Origin of the sequence: Dickeya sp. ws52, assembly GCF_007210685.1 — a bacterium.
In the GTDB taxonomy this organism is placed as follows: domain Bacteria; phylum Pseudomonadota; class Gammaproteobacteria; order Enterobacterales; family Enterobacteriaceae; genus Dickeya; species Dickeya chrysanthemi.
Genome location: NZ_SZVX01000013.1, coordinates 101,815 through 116,219, shown reverse-complemented (window position 1 = coordinate 116,219; position 14,405 = coordinate 101,815). Strand labels below are relative to the sequence as shown.

The 14,405-nt window shown below is 57.8% G+C and carries 14 protein-coding genes; 2 read left to right on the top strand and 12 right to left on the bottom strand.

Features of this window, described 5'->3' with window-relative positions; genetic code table 11:
- Window positions 1–9: 9 nt before the first annotated feature.
- From hycI to FDP13_RS14055, 11 genes are read right to left on the bottom strand one after another with little or no spacing between them, the layout of a single operon-like run.
- Entirely contained in the window at window positions 10–507 is a 498-nt protein-coding gene (gene hycI / locus FDP13_RS14105; protein WP_143839699.1) for a hydrogenase maturation peptidase HycI, read from the bottom strand.
- Window positions 500–898, bottom strand: a complete 399-nt coding sequence (locus FDP13_RS14100) for a formate hydrogenlyase maturation HycH family protein (RefSeq protein WP_143839698.1) — start codon at window positions 896–898, stop codon at window positions 500–502. Before FDP13_RS14100 ends, hycI begins: the two co-directional genes overlap by 8 nt.
- On the bottom strand, window positions 895–1,686 hold the full coding sequence (locus FDP13_RS14095; RefSeq protein WP_143839697.1) for an NADH-quinone oxidoreductase subunit B family protein: 792 nt from the start codon (window positions 1,684–1,686) through the stop codon (window positions 895–897). The genes FDP13_RS14100 and FDP13_RS14095 overlap by 4 nt, the downstream gene beginning before the upstream one ends.
- Entirely contained in the window at window positions 1,683–2,252 is a 570-nt protein-coding gene (gene hyfH / locus FDP13_RS14090; protein ID WP_027712522.1) for a hydrogenase 4 subunit H, read from the bottom strand. Before hyfH ends, FDP13_RS14095 begins: the two co-directional genes overlap by 4 nt.
- A 10-nt stretch (window positions 2,253–2,262) precedes the next feature.
- The gene (locus FDP13_RS14085; protein WP_027712521.1) at window positions 2,263–3,990 is read right to left on the bottom strand and encodes an NADH-quinone oxidoreductase subunit C; all 1,728 of its coding nucleotides are present in this window, start codon (window positions 3,988–3,990) and stop codon (window positions 2,263–2,265) included.
- Complete coding sequence (locus FDP13_RS14080) at window positions 3,983–5,629, bottom strand: hydrogenase 4 subunit F (RefSeq protein WP_143839696.1); 1,647 nt, start codon at window positions 5,627–5,629, stop codon at window positions 3,983–3,985. The genes FDP13_RS14085 and FDP13_RS14080 overlap by 8 nt, the downstream gene beginning before the upstream one ends.
- A gap of 5 nt (window positions 5,630–5,634) precedes the next feature.
- A complete protein-coding gene (gene hyfE / locus FDP13_RS14075) occupies window positions 5,635–6,285 on the bottom strand; it encodes a hydrogenase 4 membrane subunit (protein ID WP_012770393.1) in 651 nt (216 codons plus the stop codon).
- Window positions 6,286–6,294: 9 nt separating this feature from the next.
- Window positions 6,295–7,734, bottom strand: a complete 1,440-nt coding sequence (locus tag FDP13_RS14070) for a hydrogenase 4 subunit D (RefSeq protein WP_012770392.1) — start codon at window positions 7,732–7,734, stop codon at window positions 6,295–6,297.
- Window positions 7,735–7,750: 16 nt separating this feature from the next.
- Complete coding sequence (locus FDP13_RS14065; RefSeq protein ID WP_033581003.1) at window positions 7,751–8,698, bottom strand: respiratory chain complex I subunit 1 family protein; 948 nt, start codon at window positions 8,696–8,698, stop codon at window positions 7,751–7,753.
- A 12-nt stretch (window positions 8,699–8,710) separates the two neighbouring features.
- Window positions 8,711–10,750, bottom strand: coding sequence for a hydrogenase 4 subunit B (hyfB, locus tag FDP13_RS14060; protein ID WP_033577721.1), 2,040 nt, complete (start codon window positions 10,748–10,750; stop codon window positions 8,711–8,713).
- A complete protein-coding gene (locus tag FDP13_RS14055) occupies window positions 10,747–11,373 on the bottom strand; it encodes a 4Fe-4S dicluster domain-containing protein (protein ID WP_033577728.1) in 627 nt (208 codons plus the stop codon). The genes hyfB and FDP13_RS14055 overlap by 4 nt, the downstream gene beginning before the upstream one ends.
- Before the next feature lie 410 nt (window positions 11,374–11,783).
- Here FDP13_RS14055 and hybG point away from each other — a divergent pair, with 410 nt between their 5' ends.
- Entirely contained in the window at window positions 11,784–12,059 is a 276-nt protein-coding gene (gene hybG, locus FDP13_RS14050; RefSeq protein WP_012770388.1) for a hydrogenase maturation factor HybG, read from the top strand.
- Between the two features lie 48 nt (window positions 12,060–12,107).
- Here hybG and FDP13_RS14045 read toward each other — a convergent pair whose 3' ends face one another.
- Window positions 12,108–12,854 carry an FkbM family methyltransferase gene (locus FDP13_RS14045; RefSeq protein ID WP_234424412.1) on the bottom strand — a complete coding sequence of 249 codons (747 nt, stop codon included), beginning with the start codon at window positions 12,852–12,854 and terminating at the stop codon, window positions 12,108–12,110.
- A gap of 352 nt (window positions 12,855–13,206) precedes the next feature.
- Here FDP13_RS14045 and cbl point away from each other — a divergent pair, with 352 nt between their 5' ends.
- Window positions 13,207–14,160, top strand: a complete 954-nt coding sequence (gene cbl / locus FDP13_RS14040) for an HTH-type transcriptional regulator Cbl (protein ID WP_143839694.1) — start codon at window positions 13,207–13,209, stop codon at window positions 14,158–14,160.
- Window positions 14,161–14,405 lie beyond the last annotated feature (245 nt).

Genomic DNA, 14,405 nt, shown 5'->3' with positions numbered 1-14,405 from the left:
GCAGGCATGTTACGCCAGCACCTCAAAACCGCCATTTCCTTCCCAGCCGTCAAGGCGTTGGTAAAGCTGTTCTACCGCGCGCGTGACTTCCTGGCTAATCGGGAAATAAAACGCCACCAGTGCAGGCTGAATGCCGACGAAAATCACGTCGGGAATGTCTTCCTTCAGGCTGTCGATCAGATAGTTCAGCGGCAGGCTGTGGGTATTCATCAGCATGTCTTCGGCGATGCGATTCGGTTCGACGATACGGATTTCACCCGGCGCCAGCCCCATATCGGTGGCATCCACCACCAGCAGGCGGCGGGGTTTCAATTCCCGCAGTGTGTGTGCGGCATTTTCAGGGATCGCGCCGCCGTCAATCGCCGACCAGCCGGCCACCGGATGCCGGCTCATCTTTTCCGCCAACAGCGGGCCGGCGCCGTCGTCACCCATCAGGGTGTTGCCGACGGCCAGCACGATATTTTCGATATACAGCGGCGCTTCGTTATGCAATAGAAGTTCAGTCATCGATACGTTTCACCATCAGATAAAGAGCCGGTTCTTGTTGCATCGCGGCGAGATAATCCATCAGCGTCGCGGTCCATTGCGGGTGACTGTCGTGTTGAGCCAGCGCGTCGAATGCACCGCCCAGCAGGGCAGTGTGCGTGTGGTCGATGGTGATTTCGCCAAAGCGTAACAGGCCCAGCATTTTGCGGCGGGCTTCGTCATCGCTCAACTGACCGACCCAGCCTTCGTAATCCGCCAGCGGGCACTGCAATACCTGCTTCAGGCAGTCGATCACGCCGACGTGATGGCCGATCGCCAGCGAGTAGTACATTACCTGTTGCGCCTGTTCCGGTATTTTGTCGCGGCTGTCGAGAAATTTGCGGTTCAGGGCATAAAAACGCACGCTGCTCATGACAGGATCTTCCCGCTCAGCATGGCATGATAAATGCGCAGCAACCGGGCGACGATTTCGTTCAGCCTTGGGTCGTTGTGCTGATCGAGCCAGCCGGTAACGCGCTGCTCAAACCCATCCAGCGGCTGGTTTTCCAGCAGCCCGAGGAAACGATCGCTGATTTCACGGCCCTGACGATACCCGGCCATCAGGCGGGCTTCCCGTTCTACCTGCACGCGTAAATCCAGCGGCAGCGCCGGATGAATCAGCGCGGCTTTCTCGTTGTCGCCCTGTTGATGGTTGCTGCCGTGCAGTTTTTGTTCCAACAGCCCCAATGCGACCGCGAAACCGTAAATCGTGGCCGCCGGCGTAGGCGGACAGCCGGGGATATAGACATCGATCGGCACAATTTTGTCGCTGCCGCCCCATACGCAGTACAGGTCGTGGAAGATGCCGCCGCCGCAACCGCAGGCACCGTACGAAATACAGATTTTCGGGTCCGGCGCGGACTCATAGGCGCGTAACGCCGGCGTGCGCATGGCGCGGGTAACCGCACCGGTAAACAGCAGAATATCGGCGTGGCGCGGCGACGCCACCACCTTGATGCCGAAACGTTCGGCGTCGAACAGCGGTGTAATGGCGGAGAAGATCTCTATCTCGCAGCCGTTGCAACCGCCGCAATCCACGCGATAAACGTAAGCGGAGCGCTGGATATCTTTCAGCAGCGTTTTTTTCAACTGCTGAGCGTGTTCGTCCAGTGTAATCGGGGTGGTCTGGTAATGGTCGACCCCATTGGGCAGCATACTCATTGTGCATTCCCCTGGTGAGTGGACGGGGCGGACAGGTGCTGACTTATCTGCACGTTGCCCTGATGGTTCATGTTCTGTTTGCGTTTGCAGTCCGGGCAGGTTTCGAACTGATGGCGGCGTGCCTCCACCTCGTTTTCCGGCACGCCGGCGTGTGCCAGCAGCGCCATGGCGTACTCCACCTCTTTTTGCGGGGCGAACGGCTGTTGGCAGACGTGGCAGTTCAGCAGTTGGAAAGTCGCGCGCTGATACAGGTCGGCTTTGTTGGCAACCGCCATTTCAAACTCTTGCGACAGCACGATGGCGCGAGTCGGGCATACTTCTTCGCAGCGGCCGCAAAAAATGCAACGGCCGAGGAACAGTTGCCAGGTGCGGGTGCCGTTGTCCAGGTCGTTGGCCATGGTCAGGGCATTCGCCGGGCAGGCCATAGTACAGGCGGCGCAACCGATGCACTGCTCCGGGTCGTATTCCGGCTTGCCGCGAAATCCGGCAGGCACCGCCAGCGGCGCGAACGGGTATTTCACCGTACTGTTGCCCGCTTTGAGGATGGTTTTAAACAGTTTAATCATGGGGCCTCCCTCATTTCAGCGGCGAACGGGTGCGTTCCAGCCCGTAGCGTTCGATCTCTTTATACGGCACGGTGGTGATTTTCTTTTTACGGACATCCACCAGCGTGACGCGGTCGGTACAGGAGTAGCAGGGGTCAAGGCTACCGATGATCAGTGGTGCGTCCGATATGGTGTTGCCGCGCAGCATAAAGCGCAGCACCGGCCAGTTGGCGTAGGTGGCGGCGCGGCAGCGCCAGCGGAACAGCTTCTGGTTGTCGCCGGTCATGCTCCAGTGGATATCTTCGCCGCGCGGCGCTTCGGTAAAGCCCAGCGCAAACTTGTGCGGCTGATAGTGGATGTGCTCGTTGAGGATCGGTCCTTCCGGCATGTTGTCCAGCCCGAATTCAATCATCGCCAGCGAAGTGAATACTTCGCGCACTCGCACCAGCACGCGGGAGTAAACGTCGCCGGCGTCAAGGTGATGCAGCTCCATCGGCAGGTCCAGATAGCCTGAGAATGGGTGGTCGACGCGCACGTCTCGCTGGAAGCCGCTGGCGCGAATCATCGGACCGACCGGGCTGTAATCGCGAGCTACCTGGCGGTCCAGTACGCCGATGCCTTGAGTCCGTTGCATCATGTTGGCGGTGCCCAGCAACATGTCGGTCAACTGCGTGACCTCTTCGCGCATTTCACGAATCAGTTTGATGGTTTTCAGCCGATCCTCTTTCAGGATATCGCGGCGAATACCGCCGATCAGGTTCAGCCCGTAGGTTTTACGCGCACCGGTCAGTATTTCGGCAATCTGCATCGATTTTTCACGCACCCGGAAGAACTGCATAAAGCCGGTGTCGAAACCGACGAAGTGGCTGGACAGCCCAATGTTCAGCAGGTGGCTGTGCAGGCGTTCCACCTCCAGCAGAATACTGCGGATAGTATGCGCGCGCGCCGGCACCACCACGCCCAACGCGTTCTCGATGGACGAGGTGTAAGCCACGCTGTGGGTGAAACCACAGATGCCGCACACCCGGTCGGACAGAAACGTCACTTCGTTGTAGCCCATGCGGGTTTCCGCCAGTTTCTCCATGCCGCGATGCACGTAGAACAAGCGGTAATCGGCGTCGATAATCTGTTCGCCGTCGACGAACAAGCGGAAATGCCCCGGTTCGTCGGAAGTGATATGCATCGGGCCGATAGGCACGACGCGGGTATCGCCGGTGGCTTCATTAATGAAGGTGTAGGATTCGTCATCGCGGGTAGGGGCCGGGCGTTGACGGTAATCCATGGCATCCTTACGCAACGGGTAGAGTTCGTCCGGCCAGTCGTCCGGCAGTACCAGCCGCCGCTCATCCGGCAAGCCGACCGGGATCAGCCCGTACATATCACGCACTTCGCGCTCGCCCCAGACTGCCGCAGGTACGCGCGGCGTGACTGACGGAAACTCCGGCACCGTCGGGTTAACCAGCGCCTTGACGACGACCCAGCATTTCTCGCCCTGTTCCATCGACAGCACATAGTAGACGGCGAAATGGCCGTTGAGGGTGCGTTCGTCGTTGCCGAACAGTACGGACAACCAGCCGCCGTGCTGGTAGTAAAGGTATTCGACGACCTCCGGCAACTGATTCAGTTTGACGGTGATGGTCAACTGATTGGCGGTTTGCCGCTCTTCCTCCAGAATCGCCGTCGGGAACTGCTGTCTGACATGGGCGACGTAATTAGCGCCTAAATTTTCAGCGCTGGTCGCGGTGGATGAATTAATCACGGTACATCTCCTGACGGGAAGGGGTTAACGATGAAGCAGGTGCGGTATGCGCTGGGGGAGCTTCCAGCGCGGTCGTGCGTGCGCTCAGCGACGGCCAGCCCAGGCTCGGCTGGGCCGACTCGCCGGCCGGCTTACCGTTCAACATATTGCCGTTCAACACAATTGCGGTAGCGCGCTCAAGCAAATGGGTGACCGGCTGTGGGATACGGGTGCCCATCACCAGCATTAATACCAGCAGGATCAGCATCGGCGCGGTGGTTAGCCAACCCAGTTCGCCTTTACTGACCGCTTCCGGCTGGCTGCCCAGCACGCTGGTGGCGATCATGCGGATCAGCCCGGCCAGCACCACGGTCAACAGCACCAGTAACACCAGCACCAGCGGTAAATGGCCCGCATGGATGCCGGCGGTGACGGTCATGAATTCGCTCAGGAACACGTTGAACGGCGGCATACCGCCGAGTGCCAGCGCGCCGCCGGCCAGCAGCGCGCCCGTCACCGGCGCGACGCGCAGGATGCCTTTCACTGCGTCCATATCACGGGTGCCGTATTTCAGCAGCACATTACCGGAGCCGCAGAACAGCAGGGTTTTCGCCAGGCTGTGGTTCAGGGTATGCAGCAGCGCCGCCAGAATGCCGAGCGGGCCGCCGATGCCGAGCGCCACGGCGATCAGCCCCATGTTTTCCACGCTGGAATACGCCAGCAGGCGTTTCATGTCGCGCTGAACCAGGATCAGGAATGCGGCGACGGCTACCGACAACAGGCCGAACACCAGTAACAGCCGTTGCGGAAATTCCGGGCCGATAGCGGCGGTGATCAGGATGGTATAACGCACGATCACCAGCAGCGCGCAATTGAGCAGCACGGCGGAGAGCAGGGCGCTGGTCGGGCTGGGCGCTTCACTGTGGGCGTCCGGCAGCCAGGCGTGCATCGGGAACAGGCCGGTTTTGGTGCCGAAGCCGATCAAGATAAAGATGAACGCCAGATGCATCAGCGTGCTGTCCAGCTCGCCGGCGTGTTGCAGCACCTCGGTCCAGAAGATGGCATTACCCGGTTCCGCCATCACGTTGGCGGCGTTGGCGTACACCAGAACCGTGCCGTACAGGCCGAATGCCACGCCGACGGTACAAATGATGATGTATTTCCATGCCGCTTCCAGCGAAGAGCGCTGGCCGTACAGCCCCACCAGAAACGCCGAGCTTAGCGTGGTGGCTTCGATCGCCGCCCACATCAGGATCAGGTTATTGCTGGTGATCACCAACAACATGGTGAACAGGAACAGGTGGAAGAAGCCGTAGTAGTGGCACAGCGTGGTGACGCTGACTTCGCCGCTGTCGACTTCATGACGCATATACCCCATGGAGTAGAGGCCGGTGAGGAAACCGATCACCCCGAGAATCGCCAGAAACAGCGCGCTCAGGCTGTCGAGGTGTAGCCAGCGGTTGGCGGCCAGCAACTCACCTTGCTGGTAGACGGTCCAGACTGCCAGCAACGCCACCCACAGCAGGGCGCCAATGCCTGCCAGATGAATCAGGCTCACCAGTGCGCGCGCCGCCGTGCCGGTAAAACGGCAGACAAACGCCAGCAACGCGGCGGCAAGCGGCACGCCCAGCAGCAGGGAAAAAAGATCCAAAGTCGTCATGGTGATTATCCTTTCAGCGCGGTCAATTGCTGAACATCCAGCGTGTGCAGCGTGCGGTGGATTTTGCGCGCCATCAGCGCCATCACGATAACGGCGAAAATGGCGTCGGTAGCGATGCCTATTTCCACCAGTTCCGGTGCGCGGTAAGCCAGCAGCGCCAGCGTCAGGTGAGCGCCGTTCTCCATCAGGCAGTAGCCGAACACCTGTTTGAGGATGTTGCGCTGGCTGACGATGCACAGCAGGCCGATCAGGAAGTGGCCGAGCGACACCGCCAGCACCGGTTTCAGATCATTCACCATCGGCAGTTTTACCGGCGAAACGGCAAAGTAGCTCAGCAATACGATAAGCGTGGCGATCAGGATCAGCGTGGCGGTGCTGATCACGCCGCCGTCGGCTTTCGGGTCCGCCAGCCGACGGAATGCGAAGCCCATGATGGCCGGCACCATCACCACTTTGGTGATGAAGGCGGTCAGTGACCACAGATACAGTTCGTGAGAGCCAAGCAAGCCGCCCAGGGCGATAAAGATCAGCACCAGCACCAGTGACTGCAATGCATACAGCGCGGCGGATACCGTGGGTTTTCTGGCGGCGATCACCAGCAACGAGGTGATGATCAGCAAACCAGCCAGATTATTGACGAGAAGCGATCCAGTCATGGGAGTTCCTTATTTCAGCCAGAGTGCGGCGATAACGCTGGAGCACAGCGACATCACTATCAGCACCAGCAGCACCAGATTCATCGACATCGGCACCGGCGTCGCTGACGCCACCTCCTCGGACGGCTCGCCCGGTACTGTGCGGCCAAACCAGAAGAGGAACCAGGCAAAGCTGGCGACCGATTCCACCAGCACGATGACCAGCAGCGGCAATAACCACCAGATGTCGTTGGAGAGCGCAAATCCGGCGGCGAACAGCGGGAATTTGCTGAAAAATCCGTTGAACGGCGGCACACCGGTGATAGCCAACGCCGCCACGCAGAAACCGATGCCCAGCAGCGGCAGGCGCGCCATCATGCCGCGCAACTGCGGCAACATGCGGGTGCCGCAGCTGTAGCTGAGCGCCCCGGCCACCAGAAAGAACAGGCTCTTGGCGTAAGCGTGGTTGAAGATGTAGGCCATACCGGCGTCAAAAGCCATGCGCGAACCGAAGATGGACAACGACAGCGCCAGAAAAATATAAGCAAGCTGGGTGATGGTGGAGTACGCCAGCAAGCGCTTCATGTCTTTCTGCGGCAGGTACATCAGGAAGCCGTACACCAGCGTGATGGTGGCCATGACGACGCCGACCACGCCGATAACATGCGGCACCTCAACGGCAGACAGAATGGCGCGGGCAAAAATATACACGCCGACTTTCACCATCGACGCGGCGTGCAGATACGCACTTACCGGCGTCGGTGCTTCCATCGCGTCCGGCAGCCAGACATGCAACGGCAACTGAGCCGATTTGCCCCAGGCCGCGAACAGAATGCCGCTGAAAACGATGATTTTGCTGCTGTCGTCCAGTTGTGCGATGGCGCTGAGCGCGAAGGTGCCGGTCGAGGCGAACAGCCAGGCCGCCGCCAGATACAAGCCGACGGAGGCGACATGCGTCACCAGCAGCGCTTTAAGTGCCGAGCGCAGTGACTTCGGTTTCTGGTAGTAGCCGATCAGTGCCCAGGAACAACCGCCGGTGATTTCAAAGAACAGCAGTTGTCCAAGGATGGTCGATGACAGCGTCAACCCGGCCATCGCACCGATGAACACCAGCAAAAACGCGTAGTAGCGATTACTGCCGTCGTGCGGGTGTTCGCGGTTGCCCAGCGTCAGGTAGCCGCAGGAATAGAGGCTAACCAGAAAACCGAGCGAGACCACCGCAAAGCCGATCAACAGGCTGATGCGATCGAACACGAAACCGAATAAATCCGCCTGGCCGTAACGATAAAGCGGAACGACCAGATCGGTTTTGCCGCCGTCGAAGTAACGCCAGGCCAACAGCGCCATACCAAGCGTCGCCAGCAAAGCGAACAGCGTACACAACCCTTTGGCAAGGCGTTGCGGCGCAAAAGCTATCAGCAGCGCGCCGAGAAACGGCAGCAGCAGGGTGGCAAGAGCAATATTCTCCATGATGGATGCCGACTCCTTATAATCCAGTCAGGTAGAAAACGAATGCCAGCGCCGCCACACCGAAGCCGAGCCAGGTCACCCGGCCGGTCAGTAGGAAGCGCCCGCGCGCCAGGCTGTTTTCGATAATCGCGGCGATGACGAACACCACCACCAGCTTGATGAACAGCGCCAGCGCGCCCCACAACAGACTGACGGCGGTCAGCGTTTCCGCTTTGCCGAACGGTACGAAAATCGACAGGAACAGGGTGGCGACCACCACCTGCTTAAGGCTGATACCCCATTTCACCAGCGCCAGCCCGGCACCGGCGTATTCGGTCAACGGCCCTTCCTGCAGTTCCTGTTCCGCTTCCGCCACATCGAACGGGATTTTGCCCATTTCGATAAAGGTAGCGAAGGCGCAGGCCAGCAGCGCCAGCACGGTTGCGGTCGGCGATACCCAATGGCCGCTCGCCAGCTTGACGCTGATGTTGCCGATGTTGGTGGAGCCGGCGACCAGCGCCACCACCAGCAGCGAGAGCATCAGGATCGGTTCCACCAGAATGCCGAGCGTCAGTTCGCGGCTGGCGCCGATACCGGCGAAGGTACTGCCGGAGTCCAGGCCGGACAGCGAAAAGAAAAAGCGAAATACCGCGAACAGGTACAGCAGGGTGATGACATCTCCGGCGGAGCCGAACGGCGAGGCGTCGGTCATCGCCGGCAACGTCATCGCCACCAGCAGCATGGTGCCGAGCAGAATGAACGGCATCAGGCGAAACACGCCGCCGCTGTGCTCGGGCGCCACTTCCTGGCGTCGCAACAGTTTGACGATGTCACGATAGTCCTGCAGCACCCCCGGCCCTTGTCGGGAGTGCATTTTGGCGCGGAGCACGCGCGACAGGCCGGACAGCAGCGGTGCCGCCGCCATCAGCAGTACGGCCTGCAACAGCGCGCACAACAGCGGGAAAATGAGTGAAACGTAAGTCATATTCCGGTCTCCTTAAACCAGAGTGACCAATAGCAGGGCCACCAACGCCGCCACTACATACAGGCAGTACACCCGGAAATCGCCGTGCTGAATCCATTGCACGGCACGGCTGATGCGCTGCACGCCGCTGACTAGCGGCATCACCACACGGTCGTCCCATACCGGTTCGGCGCGCGCCGCCGCCTGCGTAGTCTTTTCCAGTGCCTGTTGCATTGCCGGAGCCGGATCGAGGGTTTTCCGTACCCGATAGAGCGGCGCGAACATCACCCGCAGCGGCTGGGTAAAGCTGCCAGCGGAGGCCGACATGGCTTGCTCATAGCCGTAACCACAGGCCCAGGGCGTGCCTTTCTGACGGAAACCGAGGCGCGGGCCGCGCAGCAGGCTGTAGAGCATCAGCGGCAGCAGCGGCAACGCCAGCAACAGGATGAAGATCAGCGGGGTATTGAGGCGGGTCTGCTGGCTGTCACCGGGGAAAACCCCCAGCCCTTGCGCCATGGCGACCGCCGGGGTCTGTGCCAGATCGGCCGCGATGCGGGTAATAATCGGCGAAACCACGCTGGCACCGATACCGAGCAGCACGCACAGCAGCGCCAGCAATAACATGGCGACCGTCATCGGCCAGGGCACTTCACGGGCGTGGGTGGCTTTCTCGCTACGCGGCGCGCCGCAGAAACTGATGCCATACACCTTGACGAAACACATCGCCGCCAGCGCACCGGTGATCGCCAGCATCACGATGGCGATCGGTGCCGCCAGGCGTAAACCGATGCCGCCGTCATGGCTGAGGGTGAACAGCGACTGATAGGTAAACCATTCGCTGACAAAACCATTGAGTGGCGGCAGGGCGGATATCGCCATACAACCCACCAGAAACGCCAGCGCGGTACGCGGCATCAGCCGTGCCAGCCCGCCCATTTTTTCCATGTCTTTGGTGTGGACGCGGTAAATCACCGCGCCGGCGCCGAGGAACAGCAACCCTTTGAACACCGCATGGTTGAGCAGGTGATACAACCCGCCCAGCAGGCCAAGCAACGCCAGCAGCGGATGGTGGGTGGCGATGCCGATCATGCCGACGCCGACGCCCATCAAAATGATGCCGATGTTTTCTACCGTGTGGTACGCCAGCAGGCGCTTGATGTCGTGCTCAGCCAGCGCGTACAGCACGCCCAGTACCGACGATACCGCGCCGAATGCCAGCACCACCACACCCCACCAGGTTTCCGTGGCACCCAGTAAATCAATACCGACTTTGATGATGCCGAATACCCCGATCTTCACCATGACGCCCGACATCAACGCAGAGGCGTGCGACGGTGCGGCCGGGTGAGCGCGCGGTAGCCAGCCGTGCAACGGCAGCATCCCGGCTTTGGCGCCGAAACCGAAAAACGCCAGCAGGAACACCACCGAAGCCTGCGGTGCCGACAGCGAAGCATGGCGGAAATCGGCGAAGTCGAGGCTGGCGCTGTGGCGGTAGAGCAGGAAGAACGCCGCCATAATCAGTACGGAACCGGCATGGGCAATCAGGAAATAGAGCAACCCTGCGCTGACGGCTTCGTCATCCTGATCGGCGATGACCAGGAAGTAAGAACTGAGCGACATCACTTCGAACAGCACAATGAAGTAGAAGGCGTTATCCACCACCACCAGCGCCACCATGGAGGCGACAAACAGGTTCATGAAGAACCCCATCGCCCAGGCACCACGGCCACGGTACTCCTCCAGATACGCCAACGAATACAACGCGGATACCGTTACCAGCAGCGAAATCACCAGCGTCATAAAGGCGGCGAGGGTATCGAAACGCAGCGTGAGGTGGGCAAAGGCGTCAAACGGGCCGTCGAATACGGCGGTCAGCGCGCCGCCGCCCAGCAGTACCGGTGCCGCGGCCAACACTCCGGCGCAACCGCCCGCCAGCGCGCACAGTCCACTGAGACGGATCGCCAGCGATTCCCGGCGGCAGCACAGTAATGAGAGCAAAGCACCCGCCAGATACAGCGCCAGCGACAGGCCCAACCACTGTAATGGCGTGATCAATTGTAATGGTGTGATCATAGGTTTTGCTCCCTGTCAGCCCCGGCAGGGGGAAAAGGGACGTTGCCTTCCGGCCATTCCGCCGCCTGGCGGCGTTTAGCCGCGATCGCATCGTCCAGCGTGGTGTCATCTACCAGATACAGCGCGCGGGTCGGGCAAACGCGCACGCACTCCGGCCCCTGTTCGTGGAAATCGCACAGATCGCATTTCACCGCAATGCTGCGCACCCCGGCATTCCATGCCAGCATCGGATGTACCGACGGCAGACTGACGGGAACATCGGACAGCAGTGTCAACGGAATGTGTTGATCAAACGCCGTCGGTGTGGCCAGCGGTGTACTGCCGGATGGCGTAATCGCGCCAAATGGACAGGCGATGGCGCAGAGTTTGCAGCCGATACAGGTGTTTTCATCCAGCAACACGGCGTTGTCCTGATGCCTGATGGCATTGACCGGACAGACCTTGGCGCAGGGGGCGTCTTCACAGTGACGGCATAGCACCGGGGCAGTACCACCGGCGTCGCGCTCAACGGTCAGTCTCGGATGAGATTGCAACCCGGCTTGTCGGTGTACCTGCGTACAAGCCGCCATACAGGTGTTGCATCCGATACAACGTGTTGGCTCCGCAATGACGAAGCGGTTCATAGCCATACCCTCCAGGGTGATAGAAATGTTTCCTGCGCCGGAAGCATATTCCATGCCATAAGAAAAATATGGGATTAATGGTATTTAAAATCAGTATGTTATTGTTTTTGTGAGATGAGAGGATGCCCTGGGGAACATCGTCGCTCGACATTAGTGTCGATGTTTTTCGACGGATAATTACGCCGATATCGTCACCCTCGACAGAGAGGGAACGCATTATCGCCTACGGGGATTTCTCGACACTTTTGACGAACAACGCGGTTTTTCGTGTGCTGACTCTTTTTTTAGTTACAACATACTGATTGATTGTTACCGCTAAAAGCACAGACTGCGCAGGATCATGTCGGCTGGCATTAAACTTGCTTAAGCTGCGGGTAGAAACAGTGACGTTAACGAACAAGGTGGGTGTTATGTGTCTGGGAATTCCGGGGCAGGTGGTGGAATGGGCATCAACGGATCATCAACTGGCGTGGGTGGATGTGTGCGGCGTGCGGCGTGAAGTCAATGTGGCGCTGGTGCTGGAAGAAGGGCGACCTGAATTGTTGATAGGACAGTGGGTATTGGTACACGTCGGTTTTGCCATGAGCCGGCTGAACGAAGAGGAAGCGCGCGATACGCTGGATGCGTTGCGGCAGATGGAGGAAGTGGAGTCAGACGTCGGTGCTTTTCTGACGAAGTCGATTTGAAAGGCAAAAAAGAGCCATAAGACAATTATGGCTCCGACATGATGTTGATTAACTTGCCCGACATACCGATAGCAACGTTCCGTTACTGTCCCGATTAAAGTCTACCTTTGCTTCGTTTTTAGGGTGGTGGGCAATGTAATCATCATTATAAATATGTTCTATGGTGTATCCCAACTGCTTGACCAGGGATAGCAGTTCCTGTCTTTTATCCGCAAACCAGCTTGTATTCCAGGCTTCAAATGCGAACGGCGGAAAATCATTGTGCTCCAGAAAGCCAATGGCGCCCGTTAGTACCTCGGTTTCCAGTCCTTCCACGTCTATTTTCACGAAACGGGTTTTCTCTTTAAACAGAAGATCATCGAGTTTAATGACCTGCACAAAATGTGTCTCTTCCGACATGCAATTACTGGTGCCCGTCATCGTTCGATATTCATCAACCATGGAAAATGCGCCGGCATTGGTCATTTTTTGGTAGTCAGGAATCGGTATTTCAATGACGCCGTCTTCACTGCCAACAGCTTTATTGAGTGCGGTAACATTCTCCAGTCTGTTTAAGAAGATATTGCCGCATAACTGGTAATACACAATTTTTTGCGGTTCGAACGAATAAACAACACCGCCTTGTTTCTCTATTTCGCTTGCAACCGGCACGGTATAGGCGCCCAGGTTAGCACCAATATCAAAAACGACCGGGGAGTCAAATTCTGACGTAAATTCATTGGTGATTAAATATAACCATTTTTCCCATTCATCCCGAGTGGTGAGATGTTGCGTTATCAGGTCCTGACCCAGCATTAAGAAGCTTCCTTGCGATGCATTAATTAAATGAACCCTCGGTAACATAGAATCGCCTTAATTGCAGAAGAGTAGAGTGAGCGATAGCTCGCCGTGATAACGGGCAGCAAGCAGCCTGAGGTCAACGATATCGTGTTACAGCACTATCCATTGTGGTATGCAACTTCATTTTTCGCGCTATCGTCTAATAAAAAAATAATTTTTTGTATCAATAGGCAGTATGGGCAAGGTGAGGAATCAATATGACTCGCATATCTCAAAAAGTTATAAATAGTAGGTTTTTCTTATTTGTGTGGAATAAAAATACTTCGTATCAATAGTGATAATGAAACGACAGACAAGGGACAAGGGCGTGAACTTTCAACAACTGAAGATTATTCGTGAATCGGCGCGGTGCAACTATAACCTGACCGAGGTCGCCAATACGCTGTTCACCTCCCAGTCTGGCGTAAGCCGTCATATCCGTGAACTGGAAGAAGAACTGGGGATTGAGATTTTTATTCGCCGTGGTAAACGTCTGCTGGGTATGACGGAGCCGGGCAAAGAGCTGCTGGTGATGGCCGAGCGTATTCTTAACGATGCCAACCACATCCGTCGGCTGGCGAACCTGTTCAGCGACAATGATGTCGGGCAATTGGTTATCGCAACTACCCATACTCAGGCGCGTTATAGTTTGCCGGAAATCATCAAGGCGTTTCGCTCGCTTTATCCGCAGGTGCAACTGGTGCTGAATCAGGGTACGCCGGATGAAATCGTCGCGATGCTGGAATCCGGCGAAGCGGATATCGGCATCGCGACCGAGCAACTGATGAACGTCAATTCGCTGGCGGCATTTCCCTGGTATCGATGGCATCATGCCGTGTTGGTGCCGGAAGGCCACACGCTGGCGCTGGCGTCGCCGATAACGCTCGACAAACTCAGTGAGGTTCCGCTGATTACCTATCGGCAGGGCATTACCGGCCGCTCACGCATCGATCGGGCGTTTGCCGCCGCCGGTCTGACGCCGCATATTTCCATCAGCGCGCAAGACTCGGATGTGATCAAAACCTACGTTGAGCTGGGGCTCGGGGTCGGTATCGTTGCTGATATGTCGTTTGACGCCGTGCGCGACCCCGGTCTGGTTCGGCTGGATGCCGGCCACCTGTTTGACGACAACACGGTCTGGCTGGGCCTCAAACGCGGGCAGTTACAGCGCAACTATATCTGGAAGTTTATTCAATTGTGCAACCCGGAACTCAGTCAGGACGACATCAAGAGCCGGGTGTTCGCCGATGAAAATGAACCGGTGATCGATTATCAGATTTAAGCGTTGATTTTACAGTCTGAAGCCGGGGAATCGGCAGTATTTTGCCGTTGTCGGTATTGACTGGATTTCGCGTATTCAGCAGGTCGTCGATGGCCGGAATACGGTGATGAAACGCATAATTATGAAAAGTACCCCGAACGTAGCGCTTGATCTCAGGGGTGGGGGATAGTAGGATGCCGCGGCATAACAACAAGTTATGCCTTTTTTATTTTCTTTTGCGATACAATTTTCTTTTGCGATACAAA

What these genes read in the sequence shown, in the direction of transcription:
- hycI (WP_143839699.1), bottom strand. Translation starts at nt 507, where the DNA reads ATGACTGAACTTCTATTGCATAACGAAGCGCCGCTGTATATCGAAAAT.
- FDP13_RS14100 (WP_143839698.1), bottom strand. Translation starts at nt 898, where the DNA reads ATGAGCAGCGTGCGTTTTTATGCCCTGAACCGCAAATTTCTCGACAGC.
- FDP13_RS14095 (WP_143839697.1), bottom strand. Translation starts at nt 1,686, where the DNA reads ATGAGTATGCTGCCCAATGGGGTCGACCATTACCAGACCACCCCGATT.
- hyfH (WP_027712522.1), bottom strand. Translation starts at nt 2,252, where the DNA reads ATGATTAAACTGTTTAAAACCATCCTCAAAGCGGGCAACAGTACGGTG.
- FDP13_RS14080 (WP_143839696.1), bottom strand. Translation starts at nt 5,629, where the DNA reads ATGACGACTTTGGATCTTTTTTCCCTGCTGCTGGGCGTGCCGCTTGCC.
- hyfE (WP_012770393.1), bottom strand. Translation starts at nt 6,285, where the DNA reads ATGACTGGATCGCTTCTCGTCAATAATCTGGCTGGTTTGCTGATCATC.
- FDP13_RS14070 (WP_012770392.1), bottom strand. Translation starts at nt 7,734, where the DNA reads ATGGAGAATATTGCTCTTGCCACCCTGCTGCTGCCGTTTCTCGGCGCG.
- FDP13_RS14065 (WP_033581003.1), bottom strand. Translation starts at nt 8,698, where the DNA reads ATGACTTACGTTTCACTCATTTTCCCGCTGTTGTGCGCGCTGTTGCAG.
- hyfB (WP_033577721.1), bottom strand. Translation starts at nt 10,750, where the DNA reads ATGATCACACCATTACAATTGATCACGCCATTACAGTGGTTGGGCCTG.
- FDP13_RS14055 (WP_033577728.1), bottom strand. Translation starts at nt 11,373, where the DNA reads ATGAACCGCTTCGTCATTGCGGAGCCAACACGTTGTATCGGATGCAAC.
- hybG (WP_012770388.1), top strand. Translation starts at nt 11,784, where the DNA reads ATGTGTCTGGGAATTCCGGGGCAGGTGGTGGAATGGGCATCAACGGAT.
- FDP13_RS14045 (WP_234424412.1), bottom strand. Translation starts at nt 12,854, where the DNA reads ATGCTGGGTCAGGACCTGATAACGCAACATCTCACCACTCGGGATGAA.